The organism is Nocardioides pini (genome assembly GCF_026712185.1).
Classification (GTDB): Bacteria; Actinomycetota; Actinomycetes; order Propionibacteriales; family Nocardioidaceae; genus Nocardioides; species Nocardioides pini.
This window is the reverse complement of sequence record NZ_JAPPUX010000001.1, coordinates 322,017-345,697: the sequence shown is the minus strand read 5'-3', so window position 1 is coordinate 345,697 and position 23,681 is coordinate 322,017. Positions and strand designations below refer to the sequence as shown.

The following is a 23,681-nucleotide window of genomic DNA, read 5'->3' as shown; positions in this document are numbered from 1 at the left end:
AGGGCCTCCCGGGATTCCCGCCGAGGATCCCCGCCGGTCAGCGGGCGTGGGCGCCGGACGTCCGGCGGGCGGGCGCGCGGCCCCGGCCGCGCACCAGTGCGACGCCACCGAGGAGGACGGCCACGACGCCCCAGAAGCCGTCGTACCACGACGTGCCGTCGGGCCGGAACGCCTCGACGACCGACAGCGCGAGGAGCGCCGACGCCACGCCGACGACGGCGCGCACCGCCACGGCGTCGCTCTTCACGAGCGTGGTGCCGAAGACGGCGGACGCGCCCATCAGGCAGACGAGGCCGAGGACGTGCAGGACGTCGAGGAGGGTGCCGTCACCGCCGCCGAGCAGCGCGTGCAGGATCCAGAGCACGCCGCCCAGGAGAGCGAGCGACGCAGCGAGCTTCGCAGGAGGCATCGCACGAGTGTGCCACGACTCACCCCGATGGGCGGTCCCGGGCCCGGTCCCCCGCGGCCGTCAGGGCCGGTCAGGGCCGGTCGAGCCCCGTCAGGGCTCGTCGGTGCCCTGGTGGAAGCGCTGCTGCCACTGCCCGCCGGTGCGCACCCACAGACTGCTGCGCAGCGTGGACCGGTCGTCTGCCAGCGCTCGCCAGAGCAGCAGGATCGTGTCGCGGTCGACCCGCTCGACGGCCACGACGTCCAGGCTCACCGGCTCGATCGGGCCGACCTCGGCGAGCAGGTCGTCGCGGGTCCACAGCCGTCCCGAGCGCCCGACCTCCTGCCACTCGGGGTGCAGCAGCGCGGCGACGGCGGCGCGGTCGCCGCGCACCTCGTCGGTGAGCAGCGAGCGCTCCATCGCGACGACGCGCTCCTCGTCGGTGGGCTCCGCGTCGTCGAGGTCGCTGAAGAGGTCGGGCTCCGCCTCGACCTGGCCCACCGCGGCGTCGGGGTGCGAGACGCTGCTCCCCGCGAACCCGGGCCCGGCGTCCGGCTCGACGCCGCGCTGGTAGGCGGTGGCGGCGGCGTTGGCGCGCCTGTCGGCGGCCTCGTTGAGCTCGTGGCCGGCGTGGCCCTTGACCCACTCGAACCGGACCCGGTCGCGCCGACCCTCCATGGCGGCGTCGAGGGCCTTCATCAGCTCGACGTTGAGCACGGGCTTGCCGTCGCTCTTCTTCCAGCCCTTGCGCTTCCAGCCGGGCATCCACTTGGTGACGGAGTCGATGACGTACTTGCTGTCGCAGAAGACGTGCAGCTCGTCGTCGACGTGGGCGGTCTGCTGCAGGAGGTCGAGCACCGCCATCAGCTCGCCCATGTTGTTGGTGCCGCGCGGCCAGCCGCCGGACGCCCAGCAGTCGTCGTCGACGTACCAGGCCCAGCCGGCCGGGCCGGGGTTGCCGAGTGCCGAACCGTCAGCCGCCGCGATGATCACGGGGACATATTGGCAGGATGGCTGCATGAGCGATGACAGCACCCAGACCCGTACGGCCGTCGTGACCGGCGCCTCCAGCGGCATCGGTGCCGCGACGGCCCGTGCGCTGGCGGCGCAGGGCTTCCGCGTCGTCTGCGCCGCCCGCCGCACCGACCGCATCGAGGACCTGGCGGCCGAGATCGGCGGCGAGGCGATCACCTGCGACATCACCGACCAGGCGTCGGTCGACGCGCTCGCGGCGGCCGTGCCGACCTGCCACGTGCTCGTCAACAACGCCGGTGGCGCCGTCGGCGTCGACCGGGTGGACGGGGCCGACGTGGAGGCCTGGCGCTGGATGTACGAGGTCAACGTGCTCGGCCTGGTCCGGGTGACCAAGGCGCTGCTGCCCGCGCTGCGCGCCAGCGGCGACGCGGTGATCGTCAACGTCGGGTCGACCGCCGGGCGCTGGGCCTACGAGGGAGGCGCCGGCTACACCGCCGCCAAGCACGGCGTGAAGGTCGTGACCGAGACGCTGCGGCTCGAGCTCAACGGCGAGCCGGTGCGGATCAGCGAGGTCGCCCCCGGCATGGTCCGGACCGACGAGTTCTCCCTCGTGCGCTTCGGCGGCGACCAGGAGCGCGCCGACGCGGTGTACGCCGGTGTCGACCAGCCGCTGCTGGCCGAGGACGTCGCCGACGCCATCGCGTGGGTGGCCACCCGGCCCTCGCACGTCGACATCGACGAGCTGGTGATCAAGCCGCGTGCCCAGGCTGCGGCACACAAGGTGCACCGCTCCTGAGTCGTGGGAGACTGCCGCGCGTGAAGACCATCGGACTCGTCGGCGGCATGAGCTGGGAGAGCAGCGCGGTCTACTACCGCGACCTCAACCTCGGGATGCGGGAGCGCCTGGGCGGGCTGTCCTCGCCCAGGCTGGCGCTCACGACCGTCGACTTCGCCGAGGTCACCCACCTCGAGGACGACGAGCGCTGGGACCAGGTCGGCGTGCTCCTCGCCGACGCGGCGCGTGGGGTGGAGCGGGCGGGTGCCGACTTCCTGCTGCTGTGCACCACGACGTTCCACAAGGTCGCCGACCAGGTCGAGGAGGCGGTCGGCATCCCGCTGCTGCACCTCGGGGACGTCGTGGCGGAGGCGGTCAAGGCGGCGGGGGTCGAGACCGTGGGGCTGATCGGCACGAAGGTCGCGATGTCGGAGTCGTTCTTCGTCGACCGGCTGGAGTCCCACGGCCTGTCGGTCGTGGTGCCGGACGCCTCGCACCACGACTTCCTCAACGACGCGATCTACGAGGAGCTCGTGCACGGTGTCGTGCTGCCCCGCACGCGCAGCCGGGTGGTGTCGATCATCGAGGAGCTGTGGGACGCCGGTGCCGGTGGCGTGCTGCTGGGGTGCACCGAGCTCGAGCTGCTGGTCAAGCAGGCCGACGTCGAGCTGCCGGTGTTCCCGTGCACGACGCTGCACGTCCAGGCGGCGCTCGACGCCGCACTCGCCGAGGGCTAGAGCGGCAGGGCGTACGCCGTCGCGAGCCAGCGCAGGCTCGTCCAGGCCGGTGAGAGCCGGTCGGTCGCGCCGGCCGACGTCGGTAGGCCCACCCGGAGCACCTGGGACCGGGCGCCCTCGGTGCTGACCAGCAGCTCGTCCCCGTCGAGGGCGACGCCCTCACCCTGGTCCTGGTCGGGCAGGGTCCACGACTCCACGCCCTGCCACGACGGGAACGCCGACAGGTGCGCGGTCGTGTAGGTGCGCATCACGACCCCGCCCCCGCCCGGCAGGAACGTGGCGTCGGTGACGATGCCCGGCGCCTGGCCGACCTCGGTCAGGCGGTTGGGCCGGTCCGCGCGCAGCCGCTGCGGGGCGGCGTACACCGTGCCGGAGAAGACACCCTTGGTGATGACGAAGAGCCGGCCCGTCACGGGGTGGCTGACCAGGGCCTCGGCGTCGTGCGAGCCGTCGGGGTAGACCAGGTCGTAGGCCTCGGGCACGACCACGCGGTCGCCGCGCCCGACCGGCACCCGGAGCACCGACACCGCGTCGCGGGCGTGCCGGTTGTCACCGATGTCGGCGACCCACACGTGGCCGGGGCCGGCGGGGGCCAGCGCCTCCACGTCCTCGGGGTCGGTCTCCCAGCTGGTGACGCCGACCGTGTCGCCCGTGGCAGGGTCGACCGCGAAGACCCGGCCCGGGTCGCCGGAGTCGTTGGTGGTGACCACCAGGCCACCGTCGCGTCCCAGCACGACGAGCCCGCTCGACTCCACGATCTCGGGGTCCCGGAAGCGGAAGGCCGGGTGGTCGGCCGCGCCCGGCGCCCCGGCCGCCGCGCCCAGCAGGAACGGGACCGCGACGAGCGCCGCGAGGGCGATCCGACGACGCTCAGCCATGCCCGAGCAGCTCGCCGAGCCGGGGCCGGACGCCCCACGCGGCGAGCAGGTCGTCGTACTCGCGCGCCGCTTCGGAGCCGTCGGCGCCCGTGCGCACCGCCCGCAGCAGCGTGTTGCGCGGGGTGTGCGCGCTCTCGACGAACTCCACGACGTCGACGCGGTAGCCCTCGCGGCGCAGCAGCGCGGCACGCAGCGCGTCGGTGAGCGTGTCGGCGAAGCGCTCGCGCAGGATGCCGTGGCGGGTGAGCATCGCGTAGGGCTCGGGCACGTCGGCCGTGCGGAGCTGGGCGGCGATGTCGTGGTGGCAGCACGGCGCGGCGAGGACCAGTGGGGCCTCCCACTCGAGCGCCCGGCCGAGGGCGTCGTCCGTCGCGGTGTCGCAGGCGTGCAGCGCGAGCACCACGTCGGGTGCCTGCTCGAGCCGGGCGTCGGCGATGGACCCGACCACGAAGTCGGCGTCGATGCCGAGGTCGGCGGCGACGCGGGAGTTGTGGTCGGCGGACTGCTGCTTGACGTCGACGCCGGTGACCCGCACCGGGAAGCGTCCGGACAGGAAGGCGTGGGCGGCGAACGAGAGGTAGGCGTTGCCGCAGCCCAGGTCGACCACCCGCAGCGGGTCGTCGGCGGTCGGGGTGCGCACCCGTCCCTGCGCGACCGCCTCGGTGAGGCTCGCGTCGAGCAGCCGGACGAACTCCTCCACCTGGCGGTACTTCGCCTGCCGGGTCGGCTTGACGCGGCCCTGGGCGTCGCTGATCCCGAGGGCGACGAGCACCGGGTGGTCCTCGGCGAGCAGCCGGTCCTTGGGCCGGTCGTGGCCGCGGGACGGCGCGACCTCCTCGGCGCGCGTCGAGGTGTGCAGCAGCGGCACGCCCTTCTTCGTCACCCGCAGCTGGTGGGTGGCGGTGGCGGTGTCGACGTGCCAGTTGGCGAACGGCTGCGCGAGCAGCGCGTCCACCGCCGCCTCCGCCGCCTCGCCCACGAGGTGGTTGGTGGTGTGCGCCTGCGTGGCGTCGTACGACGTCACCTGCAGGTGGCGCCCGGCCCGCAGGTCGACGACCCGCACCTCGACCCGGCGCACCTCGCGTCCCTCGACGACCGGCACCGGCTGTCCCTTGCGCCGCCCGCTCGCGAGCGCGCGGACGAGGTGGTCGGCGTCGAGGAGCGCCGACCGGACGGTGGCGAGCTCAGCCCCGGCAGTGGTGCTCACAGGACGGCGGCGAGGACGACGATGAGGATGAGTGCCCCCAGCGCCACCGGGATCACGAGTCGACGGTGGCGCGGGTTCATGCCCCTCATCCTAGTGACCGGGGCGTCGGCCCCTCATTCCTCGCGCACGGGTCACCAGTGCTCGAGGGACTCCCGGAACACGGCTGCGAGGTCCTCGGCGGTGACGTCGACGGGCGCGGTGGCGAGCAGGCGCTGCTGCTGGAGCGCCCCCTCGACCAGGTCGTCGACGTCGGCCTCGCCGAAGCCGAGCTCGGCCAGGCCGCTGGGCAGGCCCACGTCGCGCATCAGCCGCCGCAGCACGTCGGGGAGCGGCTCGCCGGTGCCGCCGAGGAGCTCGGCCGCCCGGCGGTGCCGCTCGGGCGCGGCGTCGTGCACGAACGCGAAGGCGGCGGGCGCCGTCATCACCACGGCCATCCCGTGCGGGACGATCGGCTCGTCCGCCGGGTAGCCCTCGGGACGGTAGTCGCGGACCCGGCCGGCGATCGGGTAGGCGCAGGCGTGCGGGACGTGGACGCCGGCGTTGCCGAAGCCCAGCCCGGCGAAGGTGGCGGCGAGCGCCATCTGCTCGCGCGCCTCGGCGTCGGAGCCGTCGCGGACCGCCCGCCGGAACGCCCCGGCGAGGAGCGAGAGCGACTTCTCGGCCCACACGTCGGCGATGGGGTTGGCGCCGCAGTAGGGCACCCGCTGCTCGGGCTGCTTGGCGTCGAAGTCGGCGAACCAGCGTGCGGTCCAGCTCTCCAGCGCGTGGCACAGGATGTCCATGCCCGCCGACGCGGTCACCATGGCAGGCTGCGTCATCGTCAGGTCGGGGTCGACGACCGCGAGGGTGGGCCGCAGCCGGGCGTGGGAGATGCCGGTCTTGACCTCGAGTGCCAGGACGTCGAGCACGCAGATGGTGGTCGACTCCGCGCCGGTGCCGGTGGTCGTCGGCACGGCGACGAGGGGCAGGAGCGGGTGCTCGGGGGCCCGGCCGCCGCCGACGGGCGCGTTGACGTAGTCCATCAGCTCGCCGGGGTTGGTGAGCATGAGGTCGACCGCCTTGGCGGTGTCGATCGACGAGCCGCCCCCGACCGCCACCACCGCGTGGAACGGACCGCTCCCCCGGGCCGCGCCGATCGCCGCCTCCAGCGAGGCGTCCGTCGGCTCGACGTGCGCCTCGGCGTAGACCACCACCTCGAGGCCCCGCGACCGCATCCCGTCGGCGATCCGGTCGGGGTGGCCGGTGGCCGCGACGCCGGGGTCGGTGACGAGCAGCACCCGCACGTCGCCGGCGACGTCGCGGCACAGCTGCTGGACGTCCCAGCCGATCTCGTCGCTGGCGCCGCGGCCCAGCTTCAGGCCGGGCGCGGCGTAGGTGAAGACGCTCTCAGCCACGATTCGCTCCCAGTGCGTAGGTGACGAGGTCCAGCACGTCGACCTCGCCCGACGCGATGTCGCTCGTGGGCACCCAGGCGACGGCGTCGGTGGTGCCGTCGAGCTCCACCACGCGCGGCTCGCCGTCGGCGACGGTCGCGCGGTAGAGCAGGTGCACGCCGTGGTAGTCCTCGATCCGCCCCGACGGGGCGGTGCCGGAGAAGTGGGTGTCGTGCACGCCGAGCAGCGCGCCGACCTCGCACGGCAGCCCGCACTCCTCCTCGACCTCACGGGCGAGCGCGACCGACGGGTGCTCGCCGTGGTCCACGCCCCCGCCGGGCAGCGTCCACCGACCGGGGTGCGCGGCGGTGGACGAGAGGCGGGTCAGCAGCACCTCGTCGTGGGCACCGGCGCACCGGGTGATGAGGGCGTACGCCGCGACGCGCTGCAGCCGGAACGGCTGGTGGTCGACCAGGGCCTCCGTCACCACCGACGACACCGGGACGGCGCCCGAGGCGACGTCGTCGAGCGCCTTCCAGGCCGCCTCGATCGTGGAGCCGTCGACCTCCACCACCCGCGGCACGGGCGCGTCCGGCGGCACCCAGCCCTCGTACACGAGCCGGATCGCGTGGGCGTCGACGAGCTGCCCGTCGCGCGGCGACCGGGGCATGTGGGCGCTGTAGACGCGGGCCCGGTCACCCACCGTGGCGTCGAGGCCCGTCTCCTCCTGTACCTCGCGGATCAGGGCGTCGCGCGGGTCCTCGCCGTGGTCGACCCCACCGCCCGGCAAGGTCCAGAGCTCGGAGCGGGACACCCGCGGCGCGAGACGGCTCAGCAGGATCTCGACCCGGCCGCCGCGCTCGCGGAGGATGACGGCGTACGCCGCCACCCGCTGTCGCCTCGGCAGGGATCCCATGCGCCCAACCTAGTGAAGTACGGTGAGCGCCGTGCCCCCCGCGTCCCGAGATCCGTGGCTCGACAACGTCAAGATGGTCCTGATCACGCTGGTCGTGGTGGGCCACGCGATCGGCCTTGTCGAGGCCACCGCGGGTAGCCACTGGGTCTACGACTTCATCTACCTGTGGCACATCCCGGCCTTCGTCTTCATCAGCGGCTACCTGTCGAAGTCGTTCGAGTGGGACCGCCGGCGGATGAAGAACCTGGTCTACACGCTCGCCGTCCCCTACCTGCTCTTCGAGCCGGCACTGTTCTACTACCGTCGCGAGGTGGTCGGCGAGGGCGTGACCGGTCCGCTGTGGATCGAGCCCCACTGGACGATGTGGTACCTCATCGTGCTGCTGATGTGGCGGCTGGTGACGCCGATCCTCAAGCTGCACTGGCTCTTCCTGCCGCTGTCGGTGATCGTCAGCCTGGTCGGCGGGGTCTGGGACACCGAGGCGCTGATGATCCCCCGGTTCCTCGGTCTGCTGCCGTTCTTCGTGCTGGGGCTGCACCTCAAGCCCCGCCACCTCGCTCACCTCGACGACGTGTGGGTGAAGGTCGCGGCTGTGCCGATGCTCGTCGGCATCGGGGTCATGGCGCTCTACACCGACACGTGGGCGGAGTCGGCGCTGCTCTGGTACGACACCGGCTACTCCGAGATCCCGATCGACAACGAGATCGTCTTCCAGACCCGGCTCACGGTGATGATGGTCGGCCTGCTCGGCTCGTTCGCCGTGATGGCGCTGGTGCCGCGGCGCAACCTGGGCTGGTTCACCACGATGGGCACCGCCACGATGGTCGTCTACCTCTTCCACGGCTTCGCCATCAAGACGTTCCTGGCGCTCGGCTGGCCCGACTTCACCGCCGCCTACCCGACGCTGGGCCTGGTCCTGACCGTCCTCGGGGCGATCGGCCTCACGTTCTTCCTCGCGTGCCCTCCCGTGCGGCGGGTGCTCGAGCCGTTCACCAACCCGCTCGGCTGGCTGGAGGCGCGACGCCGGACCCGGGCTGGAGCGGCCCCCACGTCGGTCTGACCGCGGCGCGCGGCACCACGTCGAGGTGCGCGGCCTCGGCGCGCGTGGGCGCGTGCCCGCCGAGGTGCGCGGGGTACCACGGCGCGTGCTCGCCGGGCGGCGGGCGGTGGTGCGGCTGCTGCTGGAGCTCCTCGAGCTGCTCGGTCAGCACCCCGCCGAGCCGGCACGTCCAGGCCGTGAGGTCCTCGTCGGGGCCGATGGCGAGCGGCCGGCCGAAGCTGACGTCGATGCGGCGCCCGCGCGTGAGGTCGGGACGCGGCTCGCGCCCGAGGTCGTCGGGCACGCCGACGGACCACACGCGCTGGGAGCCCCACAGCGCCACGGGGACCACGGGCGCGCCGGTCTCGCGGGCCAGGCTCGCCACCCCGCGCATGAGCGAGCGGACGGTGTAGGAGTAGCTGATCCCCGCCTCGGGGAAGGCGCACACCGCCTCGCCGTCGCGCAGCAGCCGGCGCGCGACGACGTACGCCCCCGCGGGGGCCTCGCGGTCGACCGGGACGTGGCGCATCGCGGTCATCGCCCGGGCCACGCCGGGCACGTGCCACACGTCGTGGCGGGTCATGAACCGGAGGTAGCGACCCGACGAGCGGGCGGCGTCCTGCACGAAGACGAAGTCCGGGTAGGACACGTGCGTGGCCGCGAGCAGCACGGGCCCCTCGGTCGGCACGTGCTCGGCCCCCAGCCAGGTGACCTGCATCCCGAGGGCACGCATGCCGGTGCGACCGAGCGCGACGGCCGCCCGGTAGGTGCGCTCCCGGCTCACGCGAACGGTGGCCGGGCGTCGCGCGCCATCGACCGGCGACCCGCCCAGCGCCAGACCCGTGCCGCGCGGTCGCGGTCGGCGTCGTCGACGAGGTTGCCCATCCAGCGCAGCGCCAGCGTCATCAGCCAGTCCGAGCGCATCCCGGCCGGCCCGAGCGCCGCCACCACCTTGGGCTGGGTGGCGATCCCGGCGAGGCGGCGGGCGATGGAGAACGCCTCGCCGTAGTGCTCCACCAGCGTCGTGCGCCAGGCCTCACCGAGGCCGGTGCCGCTGGCGATGTGCTCGGCGACGAGGCGGCCGGTCTCGAGGCCGTAGTCGATGCCCTCGCCGTTGAGCGGGTTCACGCAGGCGGCGGCGTCACCGATGAGGGCCCAGTTGGGGCCGGCGACGTTGCTGACCGCTCCGCCCATCGGCAGCAGCGCCGAGGTGGGCATCCGCAGCTCGCCCGAGAGCCCGAAGTCCGCGCCGATGGTGTCGGCGTAGGTCTGCATGAGCGGCTTGATGGCGACCTCGGCGGGTCGCCTGCTGGTCGCGAGCGTGCCGGCACCGAGGTTCACGGTGCCGTCGCCCAGGGGGAAGATCCAGCCGTAGCCGGTCACCAGCTCGCCCTGCTCGTCGCGCAGCTCGAGGTGCGAGCTGATCCACGGGTCGTCGCTCAGCTCGGAGTCGACGTAGGAGCGACCCGCCACGGCGTAGACGGTGTCGCGGTGCCACTCGCGGCCGAGCATCTTGCCCAGCGGCGAGCGCACGCCGTCGGCCACGACCAGCCACCGGCACGCGACCTCGTAGGAGCCCTCGGCGTCGCGCAGCTCGACCGCGGCGACCTGCTCCCCCTCACGTCGTACGCCGACCGCGCGGGCACCGTCGACAGCACGCGCCCCGCTCTTGATCGCCACCGTGCGCAGGTGGTCGTCGAGCTCGGTGCGGGCGACCGCCGAGCCCCAGTCGGGCAGCGAGCCGCCCGGCCAGGGCAGCAGCAGCGTCTGGCCGAAGCCGTGGGCGCGCAGCCCCTCGTTGACGGTGTGGGCGCGCAGCCAGTCCTCGAGGCCGAGCTTCTGCATCTCCCCGATCGCACGGGGGGTCAGGCCATCGCCGCAGGTCTTGTCGCGCGGGAAGGTCGCCGCGTCGGCCAGCACCACGTCCAGCCCGGCGCGGGCGGCCCAGGCCGCGGCGGCGGAGCCGGCAGGGCCCGCCCCGACGACGAGCACGTCGGCGGAGGTGGGGCGCGAGGAGGTCGTCACGGCGGGAATCCTCTCAGAGCGCCCCCAGCGACCCGGCATCGCTGGTCCCCGAACGCGATCCCCGGTCAGCCGGGGATCGCTGGAAGGGCGGAGTCCACGGAAAAGGCCAAGGGAAAGGTCAAGGAAATGGGCGCAGGCCCCGGCTCCGTGGAGGAGCCGGGGCCTGCGTGACGTCGCTCAGTTCTGGTAGGAACCGAAGTCGAAGTCGTCGAGCGCGACGGCCTGCGACGACGGACCGAAGTCGTAGTCGTAGGAGTCGTAGCCGGTGACCGAGTAGGCCGCGGCGCGCGCCTCCTCGGTGGGCTCCACCCGGATGTTGCGGTAGCGCTCGAGGCCGGTGCCGGCCGGGATGAGCTTTCCGATGATCACGTTCTCCTTCAGGCCGCGGAGGCTGTCGGAGCGACCGTTGATCGCGGCGTCCGTGAGCACGCGGGTGGTCTCCTGGAAGGAGGCCGCCGAGAGCCACGACTCGGTCGCGAGCGAGGCCTTGGTGATGCCCATGAGGACCGGGCGACCCGAGGCCGGCTTGCCGCCCTCGGAGACCACGCGACGGTTCTCCTCCTCGAACCGCACCCGGTCGACCAGGTCGGACGGGAGCAGGTTGGTGTCACCGGACTCGATGACCGTCACGCGGCGCAGCATCTGCCGCACGATGATCTCGATGTGCTTGTCGTGGATCGCCACGCCCTGGGACCGGTAGACCTCCTGGACCTCGTCCACGAGGTGCTCCTGGGCCTTGCGGACGCCGAGGATGCGCAGGACGTCCTGCGGGTCGGGGGTACCGGACGTGATGTGGTGACCGACGTTGATGTGGTCGCCGTCCTCGACGTTGAGGCGCGAGCGCTTCGACACCGGGATCTCCTGGACCTCGGAGCCGTCGTCGGGGGTGACCACGACGACGCGGGCCTTGTCGGTCTCCTCGATCTTCACGCGACCGGCGGACTCCGAGATCGGCGTACGACCCTTGGGCGAGCGGGCCTCGAAGAGCTCGACCACACGGGGCAGACCCTGCGTGATGTCGTCGGCGGAGGCCACACCACCGGTGTGGAAGGTGCGCATGGTCAGCTGCGTGCCGGGCTCACCGATGGACTGGGCGGCGATGATGCCGACCGCCTCACCGATGTCGACCAGCTTGCCGGTGGCCAGCGAGCGGCCGTAGCACTTGGCGCAGGTGCCGGTGCGGGCGTCGCAGGTCAGGACCGAGCGGACCTTCACCTCGGTGACGCCGGCGGCCACGAGCTCACCGATCTTGACGTCACCCAGGTCCTCGCCCGCGGTGGCGAGCACCTCACCCGTCTCCGGGTGGAGGATGTCGACCGCCGAGGAGCGGGCGTAGGCCGAGGTCTCCACGTGCTCGTCGTCGATCCGCTTGGGCAGGCCACGCTCGGTGCCGCAGTCGTCCTCACGGATGATGACGTCCTGCGACACGTCCACCAGACGACGGGTCAGGTAGCCCGAGTCGGCGGTGCGCAGCGCGGTGTCGGCGAGACCCTTGCGGGCACCGTGGGTGGCGATGAAGTACTCGAGCACCGTCAGGCCCTCGCGGAAGTTGGCCTTGATCGGGCGCGGGATGATCTCGCCCTTCGGGTTGGCCACCAGACCACGCATGGCCGCGACCTGCCGGATCTGGTTCATGTTTCCGGAGGCGCCCGAGTCGACCATCATGTAGATCGGGTTCGCGCGGTCGAAGTTGGCCTCCATCGCGCGACCGACCTCGGCAGCGGCCTGGGTCCACAGCTCGATGAGCTCCTGACGACGCTCGTCGTCGGTCATCACACCGCGCTCGTAGTTCTTCTGGACCTTCTCGGCCTGCGCCTCGTAGCGGGCCAGGATCTCGCCCTTGCTGTCGGGCGTGGTGACGTCGTCGATCGAGACGGTCACACCCGAGCGCGTGGCCCAGTGGAAGCCGGCGTCCTTGAGGGCGTCGAGCGAGGCAGCGACCTGCACCTTGGTGTAGCGCTCGGCAAGGTCGTTGACGATCGCGCCGAGGCGCTTCTTGCCGACCTCCTCGTTGACGAACGGGTAGTCCGCCGGGAGCGTGTCGTTGAAGTAGACACGGCCGAGGGTGGTGTCGAGCTGGACGGCGGTCCGCTCCTCCCAGTCGGCGCCGAGCTCGAGGTCGAGCGGCGGCACCACGTCGGTGAGGCGGATGCTGATCTTGCTCTGCAGCGTGATCTCGCGGCGGTCGAAGGCCATGATCGCCTCGGCCGGGCTCGAGAAGACGCGACCCTCGCCGGGCTCACCGTCGCGGTCGGCGGTCAGCCAGAACAGGCCGATGATCATGTCCTGCGAGGGCATGGTCACCGGACGGCCGTCCGACGGCTTGAGGATGTTGTTGGTCGAGAGCATCAGGATGCGGGCCTCGGCCTGCGCCTCCGCGGACAGCGGCAGGTGCACGGCCATCTGGTCACCGTCGAAGTCGGCGTTGAACGCGCCGCACACGAGCGGGTGGATCTGGATGGCCTTGCCCTCGATCAGCTGCGGCTCGAAGGCCTGGATGCCGAGGCGGTGCAGGGTGGGCGCACGGTTGAGCAGCACGGGGTGCTCGGTGATGACCTCTTCGAGGACGTCCCACACGACCGGGCGGGCGCGCTCGACCATCCGCTTGGCGGACTTGATGTTCTGCGCGTGCGACAGGTCGACCAGGCGCTTCATGACGAACGGCTTGAACAGCTCGAGCGCCATCTGCTTGGGCAGGCCGCACTGGTGCAGCTTGAGCTGCGGACCGGACACGATGACCGAACGGCCGGAGTAGTCCACGCGCTTGCCGAGCAGGTTCTGGCGGAAGCGACCCTGCTTGCCCTTGAGCATGTCGGAGAGCGACTTCAGCGGCCGGTTGCCCGGGCCGGTGACGGGACGACCGCGACGACCGTTGTCGAAGAGGCTGTCCACGGCCTCCTGCAGCATCCGCTTCTCGTTGTTGACGATGATCTCGGGCGCGCCGAGGTCGAGCAGTCGCTTGAGGCGGTTGTTGCGGTTGATGACGCGGCGGTAGAGGTCGTTCAGGTCGGAGGTGGCGAAGCGGCCACCGTCGAGCTGGACCATCGGGCGCAGGTCCGGCGGGATCACCGGGACGGCGTCGAGCACCATGCCGATCGGCTGGTTGCCGGTCTTGCGGAACGCGTCGACGACCTTGAGGCGCTTGAGGGCGCGGACCTTGCGCTGGCCCTTGCCGTTGGCGATCGTGTCGCGCAGCGCCTCGACCTCGGCCTCGATGTCGAAGTCCTGGAGGCGCTTCTGGATCGCCGTGGCGCCCATGTGGCCCTCGAAGTACTTGCCGAACCAGGTCTTCATCTCGCGGTAGAGCAGCTCGTCGCCGAGCAGGTCCTGGACCTTGAGGCTCTTGAAGGTGTCCCAGACCTCCTCGAGGCGCGCGATCTCACGGTTCGCGCGGTCGCGGAGCTGGTTCATCTCGCGGTCGGCACCGTCGCGCACCTTGCGCTTGGCGTCGGCCTTGGCACCCTCGGCCTCGAGGGTGGCGAGGTCCTCCTCGAGCTTCTTGGCGCGGTCCTCCACGGAGGTGTCGCGGCGCTTCTCGAGGCGCTCGCGCTCCAGGCCGACCTTGTTCTCCAGGGAGTCCATGTCGCGGTGGCGCGCGTCCTCGTCGACCGAGGTGATCATGTAGGCGGCGAAGTAGATGACCTTCTCGAGGTCCTTCGGCGCCAGGTCGAGGAGGTAGCCCAGGCGCGACGGGACGCCCTTGAAGTACCAGATGTGGGTCACGGGGGCGGCGAGCTCGATGTGGCCCATGCGCTCGCGGCGCACCTTGGAGCGGGTGACCTCGACGCCACAGCGCTCGCAGATGATGCCCTTGAAGCGCACGCGCTTGTACTTGCCGCAGTAGCACTCCCAGTCCCGGGTGGGACCGAAGATCTTCTCGCAGAAGAGGCCGTCACGCTCGGGCTTGAGCGTGCGGTAGTTGATGGTCTCCGGCTTCTTGACCTCACCGTGGCTCCACGTGCGGATGTCGTCCGCGGTGGCCAGGCCGATCTGAAGCTGGTCGAAGAAGTTAACGTCGAGCACGATGGCTGCAGTCCTTCGTTAGTACGTGGAAAGTGGAGCTGGGGACTGAGGGCGGTACGCCGGCCGGAGCCGGCGTACCGACGCACTCAGACTTCTTCGACGGAGCTGGGCTCGCGGCGGGACAGGTCGATGCCGAGCTCCTCGGCCGCCCGGAAGACGTCTTCCTCGGCGTCCTTCATCTCGATGGTGGAGCCGTCCTGCGACAGCACCTCCACGTTGAGGCAGAGCGACTGCATCTCCTTGACGAGCACCTTGAACGACTCGGGGATGCCGGAGTCGGGGATGTTCTCGCCCTTCACGATGGCCTCGTAGACCTTCACGCGGCCCGGCACGTCGTCGGACTTGATCGTCAGCAGCTCCTGGAGGGCGTAGGCGGCGCCGTAGGCCTCCATCGCCCAGACCTCCATCTCACCGAACCGCTGGCCACCGAACTGGGCCTTACCGCCCAGCGGCTGCTGCGTGATCATCGAGTAGGGGCCGGTCGAGCGAGCGTGGATCTTGTCGTCGACGAGGTGGTGCAGCTTGAGGATGTACATGTAGCCGACCGCCACCGGCTGCGGGAACGGCTCGCCAGAACGGCCGTCGAAGAGGTTGGCCTTGCCGTCCTCCTTGACCATCCGGTCACCGTCGCGGTTGGGCAGCGTGGAGCCGAGCAGGCCGGTGATCTCGTCCTCGCGGGCACCGTCGAACACCGGGGTGGCGACCTTGGTGTCGGGGTCGGCCTTGTCGGCGCCGATCGAGATGAGGCGCTTCTTCCAGTCGGACTCGCCCTTCTCGCCGGAGAGGTTGAGGTCCCAGCCCTGCTTGGCGAGCCAGCCGAGGTGCAGCTCGAGGATCTGGCCGATGTTCATACGACGCGGCACACCCAGCGGGTTGAGCACGACGTCGACCGGCGTTCCGTCCTCCATGAACGGCATGTCCTCGATCGGCAGGATCTTGGCGATGACACCCTTGTTGCCGTGGCGTCCGGCGAGCTTGTCGCCGACCGAGATCTTGCGCTTCTGCGCGACGTAGACGCGCACCAGCTGGTTGACGCCCGGGGGCAGGTCGTCGCCGTCCTCGCGGTCGAAGACGCGCACGCCGATGACCGTGCCGGACTCACCGTGGGGCACCTTCATCGAGGTGTCACGCACCTCGCGCGCCTTCTCGCCGAAGATCGCGCGGAGCAGGCGCTCCTCGGGGGTGAGCTCGGTCTCGCCCTTGGGCGTGACCTTGCCGACCAGGATGTCACCGGTGGTGACCTCGGCGCCGATGCGGATGATGCCGCGCTCGTCGAGGTCGGCCAGGCCCTCCTCGGAGACGTTCGGGATGTCCCGCGTGATCTCCTCGGGGCCGAGCTTGGTGTCGCGGGCGTCGACCTCGTGCTCCTCGATGTGGATCGAGGTGAGGATGTCCTCCTGCACCAGGCGCTGGCTGAGGATGATCGCGTCCTCGTAGTTGTGGCCCTGCCACGGCATGAAGGCGACGAGCAGGTTGGTGCCCAGCGCCATCTCGGCGTCGTCGGTGCAGGGGCCGTCGGCGATCGGCGTGCCGACCTCGAGGCGGTCACCGGCCTTGACCAGCGGGCGCTGGTTGATGCAGGTGCCCTGGTTGGAGCGACGGAACTTGGCCAGGCGGTAGGTCTGGTAGGTGCCGTCGTCGTTCATCGTCTCGATGGCGTCGGCGGACACCTCCTTCACCACACCGGCGTTGTCGGCGACGACCACGTCACCGGCGTCGACGGCGGCGCGGTACTCCATGCCGGTGCCGACCAGCGGGCTGTCGCTGGTGATCAGCGGGACGGCCTGGCGCTGCATGTTGGCGCCCATGAGCGCGCGGTTGGCGTCGTCGTGCTCGAGGAACGGGATCAGGGCCGTCGCGACCGACACCATCTGGCGCGGCGAGACGTCCATGTAGTCGACCTCTTCGGCCAGGATCGCGTCGACCTCGCCGTTCTTCTGGCGGACCAGGACGCGCTCCTCGACGAACTTCATCTTCGCGTCGAGCGGCGCGTTGGCCTGCGCGATGACGTAGCGGTCCTCGTCGTCGGCGGTCAGGTAGTCGATCTCGTCGGTGACGACACCCTTGACCACGCGGCGGTAGGGGGTCTCGACGAAGCCGAACGGGTTGATCCGACCGTAGGAGGCCAGCGAGCCGATCAGGCCGATGTTCGGGCCCTCAGGGGTCTCGATGGGACACATGCGGCCGTAGTGCGACGGGTGGACGTCGCGGACCTCCATGCCGGCGCGGTCGCGGGACAGACCACCGGGACCGAGCGCCGAGAGGCGACGCTTGTGCGTCAGGCCGGCGATCGGGTTGGTCTGGTCCATGAACTGCGAGAGCTGCGAGGTGCCGAAGAACTCCTTCAGCGCCGCGACCACGGGACGGATGTTGATCAGGGACTGCGGCGTGATGGCCTCGACGTCCTGGGTCGTCATCCGCTCGCGGACCACGCGCTCCATGCGGGCCAGGCCCGTGCGGAGCTGGTTCTGGATGAGCTCGCCCACGGTGCGCATGCGGCGGTTGCCGAAGTGGTCGATGTCGTCGGCCTGGACCTTGACGGGAGCACCGTCGGGACCCTCGACGACGTTGCCCTCGGCGTCGACCAGGTCGGGCGCGTCGGCCTGGACACCCGCGGCGTGCAGCTGCACGACGTAGCGGATGGCGGCCACGACGTCGTCGATGGTCAGCGTCTGCTGGTCGAAGGCCTCGTGGAGGCCGAGCTTCTTGTTGATCTTGTAGCGGCCGACCTTCGCCAGGTCGTAGCGCTTGGGGTTGAAGTAGTAGTTGTTGAGGAGCGTCTGCGCGGCCTCGGCCGTCGGCGGCTCGCCCGGGCGGAGCTTGCGGTAGATGTCGAGCAGCGCGAGGCGGGTGACCTCGTCGTTGACCTGCTCGGCGGTCGGGGCCTCGCCCCGCGCCTTCTTCTGCAGCTCCTCGTAGACGACCTCGTAGCGGACGCTGTCCTTCTCGAGGGTCAGCATCATCGACTCGTACTGGCCGAACTCCTCGCGGATCTGGTCCGTGGTCCAGCCGAGCGCCTTGAGCAGGACGGTGACGTTCTGCTTGCGCTTGCGGTCGAGGCGCACGCCCACCAGGTCGCGCTTGTCGATCTCGAACTCGAGCCAGGCACCGCGGCTCGGGATGAGCTTGGCGGTGAAGATGTCCTTGTCGGACGTCTTGTCGGGGCTCGACTCGAAGTAGACGCCGGGCGAGCGCACGAGCTGCGAGACGACGACGCGCTCGGTGCCGTTGATGATGAAGGTGCCCTTGCGGGTCATCATGGGGAAGTCGCCCATGAAGACCGTCTGGCCCTTGATCTCACCGGTCTCGTGGTTCATGAACTCGGCGGAGACGTAGAGCGGGCGGGAGTAGGTGAAGTCCTTCTCCTTGCACTCCTCCTCGGTGTACTTCTCGTCGAGGAAGACGGGGTTGTCGAAGGAGAGCATCATCGTCTCGGAGAAGTCCTCGATCGGGGAGATCTCCTCGAAGATCTCCTGCAGACCGGTCTTCTCGGAGACGTCCTCACCGGCAGCCCGGCGGGCGGCCACCTCCGCCTCCCAGCGCTCGCCGCCGACCAGCCAGTCGAAGCTGCTCGTCTGGAGCGAGATGAGGGGGGGAACCTCGAGAGGTTCGGTGATCTTTGCGAAAGAGGTGCGACGGTGGTTACCAGCAGAGCTGCGCACGGCCAAGAGGTGTCCTCACAGATGAGCGAGTGATCGGCGCTTGCCGACCACCACGACGGCCGTCCGGAAGGCGTCGGGCATCTGAGGGCAGGCGCAAGGAGACACGATAGCGCAACTCAGGACACGCCACAAACGCGGGGTCGATTTCCCAGAGGGTCAGCTCCACGCGTTGGCCACGACTATGAACGCCAGCTCGCCCCGGGTCAAGCAGAACGCGCCGATTCCCTCCCCTCGGCGTGCCGCTCCCCCTACCCCTGGGTGGGCGAGGTGATCAGGTCGTCGACCAGCCACTCGCCGTCGACGCGCTGCATCGATACGGTCACCTGGTCCTTGTAGACGACCGGCTCGGCGTGGAGCTTGTTGGTCGTCGGCCGGTCCACGAAGACCAGCACCTGCACCCGGTCGTCGCTCGCCCGCACCACCCCGGAGGCGACCACCGACGCGCTGACCCTCGTCCTCGTCCGCGGTGCGTTCTCCTCCAGGACCGTGAAGAGCTTGTCGTACTCCTCGCGGTAGCCGCCGGTCATCAGCGCCTGCGCCTCGCGCTGGTCGGCCTCGAGCGACTCGTAGTCGTAGGACAGGACGGGTACGACGGCGCGCTCGGCCGCGACCTGGGCGTCCCGGACGGCGGTGTCGTCACCGGCGGCCGCGCCGCTGCGCCACGTCCACGCGGTCGCGAGGACGAGACCGGCCGCGAGCACGCCCAGCCCGGCGAGGAGCCAGGAGGGGACCCCTCGCGCGCCGGTGCCGGTGGTCGAGGAGCGGCGCAGCCGTGTCACGGGACCCGGCTGCTCGGCGACCTCGATCTCGTGACGGGCCCGGCGGTCCTCCTCGACCAGCCGGATGCTCTCGTCGTACGCCGCGCGCGCGGGCGGGTCGAGGAGCACCTTCGCGGCCCGGTTGAGGGTGTCGAAGCGGCGGTCGCCCGGCTCGAGGTCGGCGATCCGGTCCTTCCAGGCGGCGCGGACGTCCTCGGTGGGGGCGTCGTGCGGCACGTCGAGGACGTCGTACCAGGTGGGTGCGGTGCTCACGGGGCGCTCCCCTCGGTGCTGCCGTCGGCGCCGGGCTCGGCCGGCGCGCTGACGGGGGTGAAGTCGTCGACGAGCCACTCGCCCTCGATCATCACCAGGTCGACGGTGAAGCGGAACGGCAGCGGCTCCTGGTCGACGGTCCGCGCCTTCCCAGAGCCCTGCTTGCCCGCGCCCTGCGAGTAGCTGTCGGTGAAGGCACCGGCCACCAGGACCCGCGCGGAGTCGTCGTCGACGGAGGAGACGGCCGTGGCGAAGACGTCGGCGGTGCGGGTGATGCCGCCCTGCGCGACGAGCTGCTCGGCGGTGGCCACCTCCTTGTCGAAGTCGGCGGCGAACTTGGGCGTGATCACCTCCCGGACCTGGTCGCGGTAGTCGGGCATCTGCCCGGAGTCGTCGAGCATGTCGGGGCTGTAGGTGCCGAGCCGCTTCACGAACTGGTCGGTCAGGCTCATCACCTGCTCGCGCTCCTCGGTGTGGTCGAGCCCGCCGCCCGAGGTGGCGCGAGCGCCGGCGGTCAGCCAGACGAGGACGGCGAGGCAGGCCACGACGACGAGCGTCAGCACGACGGCGAGGACGCTCCTCCACCGCGGCGGCGGTGCCGGGTCACGAGTGGTGGAGCCGGTCGCGTCGGCCCCGGTCTCGACGGACCCGCCCGGTCGGGCGAGCTCGGTCAGCACGGACATGTTCCCTCCCTGTTCCTGCGTGTGGAGCTGCGACCCCGCCTCCAGGGGGTCTGGAGGGTCAACGACGCCGGGCGCCGGACGTCACGCCCTCGCCGAGCAGCGGCTCGAGGTAGAGCCACTTCCAGCCGTCCTCGCCCAGGGTCCGCGGCGCCGGCGCACGCGAGCCGGTGAGCCGCTCGATCTCGGCGGGGTCGGACGTCACCGTGCCCGTCTCCGGGTCGTAGGCGAGGTCCGCAGCACCCCATCCGGTGGCCGCGCGGGGCGCCTGGATGTTCTGCGCACCGCGGGCGTTGGACTGCGAGGCGGGCTCGGTGCAGCCGGCGCCCTCGTTCATGGCGGCGTCGCTGCCGTCGAGGGGTGAGCGGCGGTCGGTGCCCTCGTAGCCGCCGAGGCACACGTGCGGGTCGGAGGTCAGCACCATGCCGAAGTGGGCGTCGTACAGGCCGGTGCCGGGCGACCTCGACACCACGGTGTAGCCGCCCTCGACGACGTAGGGGTAGATGACGAGCAGCTGCTCGATGCCGTCGAGGTGCTTGACCACGACCTCGCCGGTGGTCACCAGGTTGTTGATGAGGTCGCCGAGCTCGACCTCGTTGTCCTCGAGGAAGACGCGGAGCTCGTTGGCCCCGAGCGAGCCGTCCTCGATCAGGCGGCGCAGGTCGCGGTCGTGGTCGGCCACGGTGGTGGAGAACGTCGACAGGTCCCGGGCGAAGCGCCGGAAGGCGGGCTCGGAGTCGATCTGGCCGTTGAGCACGGTGTTGCTGTCGCGGATGAGGTCGACCGTGACGTCGAAGTTCTGCTCCGCCGCGGTGATGAACTCGCTGCTGCTGTCGAGGATGGTCTGCAGGTCCGCCCCGGCGCCGTTGAACGCCAGGCCGAGCTCCGAGGTCACGGTGCGCAGGTCGTCCTGGCCGACGCTGCGGACCGTCTCGTCGAGGTGCGTGAGGAGGGTGTCGGTCTGGATCGGCGTCGTCGTCAGCTCGCGCGCGATCTCCGAGCCGTCCTGCAGGAAGGGGCCGTCGTCGCTCTGCGGCTGCAGCTCGACGTACTGCTCGCCGACCGCCGACCGGTTGCCGACCAGCGCGTGCGCGTCGGCGGGGATGTCGTCGTGCGCGTCGTCGATGTCGAGCACGAGGTCGACGCCGTCGTCGGTGAGGACGAGCTCGTCGACCTCGCCCACGCGCACCCCGCGGTAGGACACCTCGGCCCCGGCGAAGGCGCCGCCCGAGTCGGCGAAGTGCGCCACCACGGTGTAGCTCTGGTCGAGGACGAGGCGGTCGAGCCGCGCGTAGCGGGCGCCGACGAAGCTGACGCCCACCAGCGTGATGATGGCGAAGACGAGCAGCTGCAGCTTGGTCCGGCGGGTGATCATCGCGTCACCATCCCGGGGACGAGGAGGCTCACCAGCGCGGGGTCGTACACCTCGGACAGCTCGCCCATGGTCGGCCCGCGTCGACGGTCGGGTGGCGCGCCGGTGGGCAACGCACCGGGACGGGGCAGGCCGGGGAGGGTGATCGTCGGCAGCGACGGGACCGGGACGCTGGGCAGCGTGGGCGTCGGCAGCGGCGCGGTGGGGTCGCCCGATCCTCCGCAGAGCCCGGGCACGGGGTACTGCTTGCACACCACGCTGATGACCGAGCCCGGCAGGCCGATGCACGCCGTCACGTCACCGCGACGCAGTCCCTCGAGGCAGGTGTTGATCGCCTCGATCGCGTCCTGGCACAACCGGCTGGTGTCGGGGAGCGGACCGTCCTGCGGCAGGGCGCTCAGCGGGATGCAGGCCTCGGTGGGCACCGTGGTCGGGATGGTCGTGGGGATCCCGGTCAGGTCGACGTCGAGGGTGATCGACAGGTTGGTGTAGTCGCCCATGTGCAGGTTGCGCGCCACCTGGGGGTCCCGGCCGACGACCTCGTCGACGAACGGGTAGGTGAGGAAGACGTGGAAGGCGTTGGTGAAGTCGTCACCGGACGCCGCGAGCTGGGTCAGCACGGGGTCGAGGCGCTCGAGCGAGGTGATGGTCGCGTCCTTGGACCGGGTGATCACGTCCACCGCGACCGACGACAGCCGGTCGAGGGCCGCGAGCATCTGGACCAGGTCGTCGCGCTGGCGGTCGATGGAGTCCAGGGCGCTGGGCAGCTCGTCCAGCGCCCTGTCGATGGTGGGCAGCTGCTTCTCCGCTGCCAGCGCGAGCCGGTTCAGCGACTCGATGGCGCCGAGGATGTCGGTCTTGTTCTCGTCGAGCTGGCCGGTGAAGGTGCGCAGGTTGCGCAGCACGGAGCGCGCCGACTCCTCCCGACCCTCGAGGGCCCGGTTGAGCTCCTGCGTGATCGTCTTCAGCTGCGCCACGCCGCCGCCGTTGAGGAGCAGGCTCAGGGCGCCCAGCACCTCCTCGACCTCCGGGTTGCGGCCGGCCCGCTCCAGCGGGATGACGGCCCCGTCCTTCAACCGGGAGGCGATCGCACCCTCGTCGGGGGCGCTGAGCTCGACGAACTTCTCCCCCAGCAGGCTGGTCTGGCGCAGCTCGGCGACCGCGTTGCCGGGGAGGTCCACGTCGCGCCGCACCTCGAGGGTGACGAGCGCCTGGTAGCCGTCGAGGTCGATCGCGGCCACCTTGCCGACGCTCACGTCGTTGACCTTCACCGTCGACTGGGGGACGAGGTCGAGGACGTCGGCGAACTCCACCGTGATCGTCATCGGGTCCTCGCCCACGTCGGGTCCGCCCGGCAGCGGCAACGAGTAGACGCTGGCGTCGCACGCGGACAGGAAGAGCGTGGCGAGCACGCCGAGGACGAGCACCTTGAGCCGGGTCACCGCTCCACCTCCGTGTCCGGCGCGACGAGGCCGCCGAGGGTCGGGTCGAAGACGTCCTGGGCCGGCAGCGGGGCCGGCGTCCGGCCGAGGGCGCCGGCACGGGGGCGGGCGAGCAGCTCGGTGATCCGGTCACAGACCTGTCCCGAGCGCTCGACCTGGCCGACGAAGCCGCACAGGAACGCGGCCGGGTCGATCTGGAGCTGGTTGACGGACTCCCCGAAGTTGGCGCGGGTGTCGAGCGTGCCGGCCTGCGGGTTGTAGGTCAGCGCGAGGTTGTTGAGCGCGCCGGGAGCGACGTGGAGGATCTCGTCGAGGGCCGCACGCTGGCGCACCAGCACCTTCGCGACCCGGTTGACCCCGGCGATGTTGCGGCTCAGCGAGCCCTTGTTCTCCTGCACGAACTCCTTGACCGCGGTGAGGGCCACCGAGAGGTTCTGCGTCGCCGCGACCAGCTCCTCGCGCTCCCCCGCCAGCATCGTGGAGACGTCGGCGAGCGACTGGTTGAACTGGCGCACCGTCTGGTCGTTGTCGGCGAGGGTCTCCATGAACCCCTCGAGCGCCTTGACCGAGCCGAACAGCTCGTCGGAGTTGCCGGCGAGGGTGGAGCTGAGGCGCGAGTAGTCCTTGATGGTCTGGCGGAAGGTCGTGCCCTGGCCGCCGAAGTTGTCGGCCGTGACGGAGAGCAGGTCCGAGAGGGCGCCGGACTTGTTGGCGCCGCGGGGTCCGAGGGCGACGTTGAGCCGGTCGAGGCTGTCGTAGATCTGGTCGAGCTCGAGGGGCTGCGCCGTCCTCTCGACGGACAGCTCGGCGCCGTCGGTGAGGACCTCGCCGGTGCCCGGGTAGGCGGGGGTGAGCTGGACGTAGCGGTCGCCGACCACGGACGGCGCGATGATCACGGCGCGGGCGTCGGCCGGCAGCCTCACCTCGTCGTCGTACGTCATCGTCACGGCCACGTCCGTGCCGGTGGGCTCGACGCGGGTGACCGTGCCGACGGGCACGCCGAGCACGCGCACGTCGCTGCCCTCGTAGACGGAGATGGCGCGCGGGAAGTGTGCGACGAGGGTCTTGGAGCTGTCACCGCCGAGGACGGTGACGGCCGCCGCGACGACGAAGCCCAGCACGACGAGCGGGACGAGGAGGCGCTTGACGAGGTCCATG

Annotated in this window: 18 protein-coding genes; 3 read left to right on the top strand and 15 right to left on the bottom strand. The window is 71.2% G+C overall.

Annotation, left to right across the window (positions count from 1 at the left end; all coding sequences use genetic code 11):
- Positions 1-37: 37 nt before the first annotated feature.
- Positions 38-409: a hypothetical protein gene (locus NYO98_RS01670; RefSeq protein WP_268109786.1), complete on the bottom strand. Its 372-nt coding sequence runs from the start codon at positions 407-409 to the stop codon at positions 38-40.
- 90 nt (positions 410-499) lie between these two features.
- Complete coding sequence (locus tag NYO98_RS01665; protein ID WP_268109785.1) at positions 500-1,381, bottom strand: ribonuclease HI family protein; 882 nt, start codon at positions 1,379-1,381, stop codon at positions 500-502.
- Positions 1,382-1,406: 25 nt separating this feature from the next.
- On the opposite strand from NYO98_RS01665, the gene NYO98_RS01660 reads away from it, so the two are divergent.
- Together NYO98_RS01660 and NYO98_RS01655 are read left to right on the top strand one after the other, a co-directional pair.
- Positions 1,407-2,159 carry an SDR family NAD(P)-dependent oxidoreductase gene (locus NYO98_RS01660; protein WP_268109784.1) on the top strand — a complete coding sequence of 251 codons (753 nt, stop codon included), beginning with the start codon at positions 1,407-1,409 and terminating at the stop codon, positions 2,157-2,159.
- A gap of 20 nt (positions 2,160-2,179) precedes the next feature.
- Positions 2,180-2,875, top strand: a complete 696-nt coding sequence (locus tag NYO98_RS01655; RefSeq protein ID WP_268109783.1) for an aspartate/glutamate racemase family protein — start codon at positions 2,180-2,182, stop codon at positions 2,873-2,875.
- Here NYO98_RS01655 and NYO98_RS01650 read toward each other — a convergent pair.
- The 4 genes from NYO98_RS01650 to NYO98_RS01635 all read right to left on the bottom strand — a co-directional run bounded on the left by NYO98_RS01650 (position 2,872) and on the right by NYO98_RS01635 (position 7,249).
- Positions 2,872-3,753, bottom strand: a complete 882-nt coding sequence (locus tag NYO98_RS01650) for a hypothetical protein (RefSeq protein WP_268109782.1) — start codon at positions 3,751-3,753, stop codon at positions 2,872-2,874. The genes NYO98_RS01655 and NYO98_RS01650 overlap by 4 nt on opposite strands.
- Positions 3,746-4,960, bottom strand: coding sequence for a class I SAM-dependent methyltransferase (locus tag NYO98_RS01645; protein ID WP_268109781.1), 1,215 nt, complete (start codon positions 4,958-4,960; stop codon positions 3,746-3,748). The genes NYO98_RS01650 and NYO98_RS01645 overlap by 8 nt, the downstream gene beginning before the upstream one ends.
- A 131-nt stretch (positions 4,961-5,091) precedes the next feature.
- Positions 5,092-6,354 carry a hydroxyacid-oxoacid transhydrogenase gene (locus tag NYO98_RS01640; protein ID WP_268109780.1) on the bottom strand — a complete coding sequence of 421 codons (1,263 nt, stop codon included), beginning with the start codon at positions 6,352-6,354 and terminating at the stop codon, positions 5,092-5,094.
- Entirely contained in the window at positions 6,347-7,249 is a 903-nt protein-coding gene (locus NYO98_RS01635; RefSeq protein WP_268109779.1) for an NUDIX domain-containing protein, read from the bottom strand. Before NYO98_RS01635 ends, NYO98_RS01640 begins: the two co-directional genes overlap by 8 nt.
- A gap of 31 nt (positions 7,250-7,280) precedes the next feature.
- Between NYO98_RS01635 and NYO98_RS01630 the strand changes: the two genes are divergently transcribed.
- Positions 7,281-8,309 (top strand): acyltransferase family protein, encoded by a 1,029-nt coding sequence (locus NYO98_RS01630; RefSeq protein WP_268109778.1) that lies wholly within the window; start codon positions 7,281-7,283, stop codon positions 8,307-8,309.
- Here the strand turns inward: NYO98_RS01630 and NYO98_RS01625 are convergent.
- The 9 genes from NYO98_RS01625 to NYO98_RS01585 form a co-directional block, all read right to left on the bottom strand.
- Positions 8,239-9,072, bottom strand: coding sequence for a lysophospholipid acyltransferase family protein (locus NYO98_RS01625; RefSeq protein ID WP_268109777.1), 834 nt, complete (start codon positions 9,070-9,072; stop codon positions 8,239-8,241). The two genes, NYO98_RS01630 and NYO98_RS01625, sit on opposite strands and share 71 nt — an antisense overlap.
- A complete protein-coding gene (locus NYO98_RS01620; protein WP_326494409.1) occupies positions 9,069-10,313 on the bottom strand; it encodes a geranylgeranyl reductase family protein in 1,245 nt (414 codons plus the stop codon). Before NYO98_RS01620 ends, NYO98_RS01625 begins: the two co-directional genes overlap by 4 nt.
- A gap of 177 nt (positions 10,314-10,490) precedes the next feature.
- Positions 10,491-14,336: a DNA-directed RNA polymerase subunit beta' gene (locus NYO98_RS01615; protein ID WP_268109776.1), complete on the bottom strand. Its 3,846-nt coding sequence runs from the start codon at positions 14,334-14,336 to the stop codon at positions 10,491-10,493.
- A gap of 86 nt (positions 14,337-14,422) precedes the next feature.
- A complete protein-coding gene (gene rpoB, locus NYO98_RS01610) occupies positions 14,423-18,004 on the bottom strand; it encodes a DNA-directed RNA polymerase subunit beta (RefSeq protein ID WP_268109775.1) in 3,582 nt (1,193 codons plus the stop codon).
- A gap of 242 nt (positions 18,005-18,246) precedes the next feature.
- Complete coding sequence (locus tag NYO98_RS01605; protein ID WP_268109774.1) at positions 18,247-19,029, bottom strand: J domain-containing protein; 783 nt, start codon at positions 19,027-19,029, stop codon at positions 18,247-18,249.
- Positions 19,026-19,712, bottom strand: coding sequence for a hypothetical protein (locus NYO98_RS01600; RefSeq protein WP_268109772.1), 687 nt, complete (start codon positions 19,710-19,712; stop codon positions 19,026-19,028). Before NYO98_RS01600 ends, NYO98_RS01605 begins: the two co-directional genes overlap by 4 nt.
- A 58-nt stretch (positions 19,713-19,770) precedes the next feature.
- A complete protein-coding gene (locus NYO98_RS01595; protein ID WP_268109770.1) occupies positions 19,771-21,084 on the bottom strand; it encodes an MCE family protein in 1,314 nt (437 codons plus the stop codon).
- Positions 21,081-22,523 carry an MCE family protein gene (locus tag NYO98_RS01590; protein ID WP_268109769.1) on the bottom strand — a complete coding sequence of 481 codons (1,443 nt, stop codon included), beginning with the start codon at positions 22,521-22,523 and terminating at the stop codon, positions 21,081-21,083. Before NYO98_RS01590 ends, NYO98_RS01595 begins: the two co-directional genes overlap by 4 nt.
- Positions 22,520-23,680 carry an MCE family protein gene (locus tag NYO98_RS01585; RefSeq protein ID WP_268109768.1) on the bottom strand — a complete coding sequence of 387 codons (1,161 nt, stop codon included), beginning with the start codon at positions 23,678-23,680 and terminating at the stop codon, positions 22,520-22,522. Before NYO98_RS01585 ends, NYO98_RS01590 begins: the two co-directional genes overlap by 4 nt.
- Between the last annotated feature and the right edge of the window lies 1 nt (position 23,681).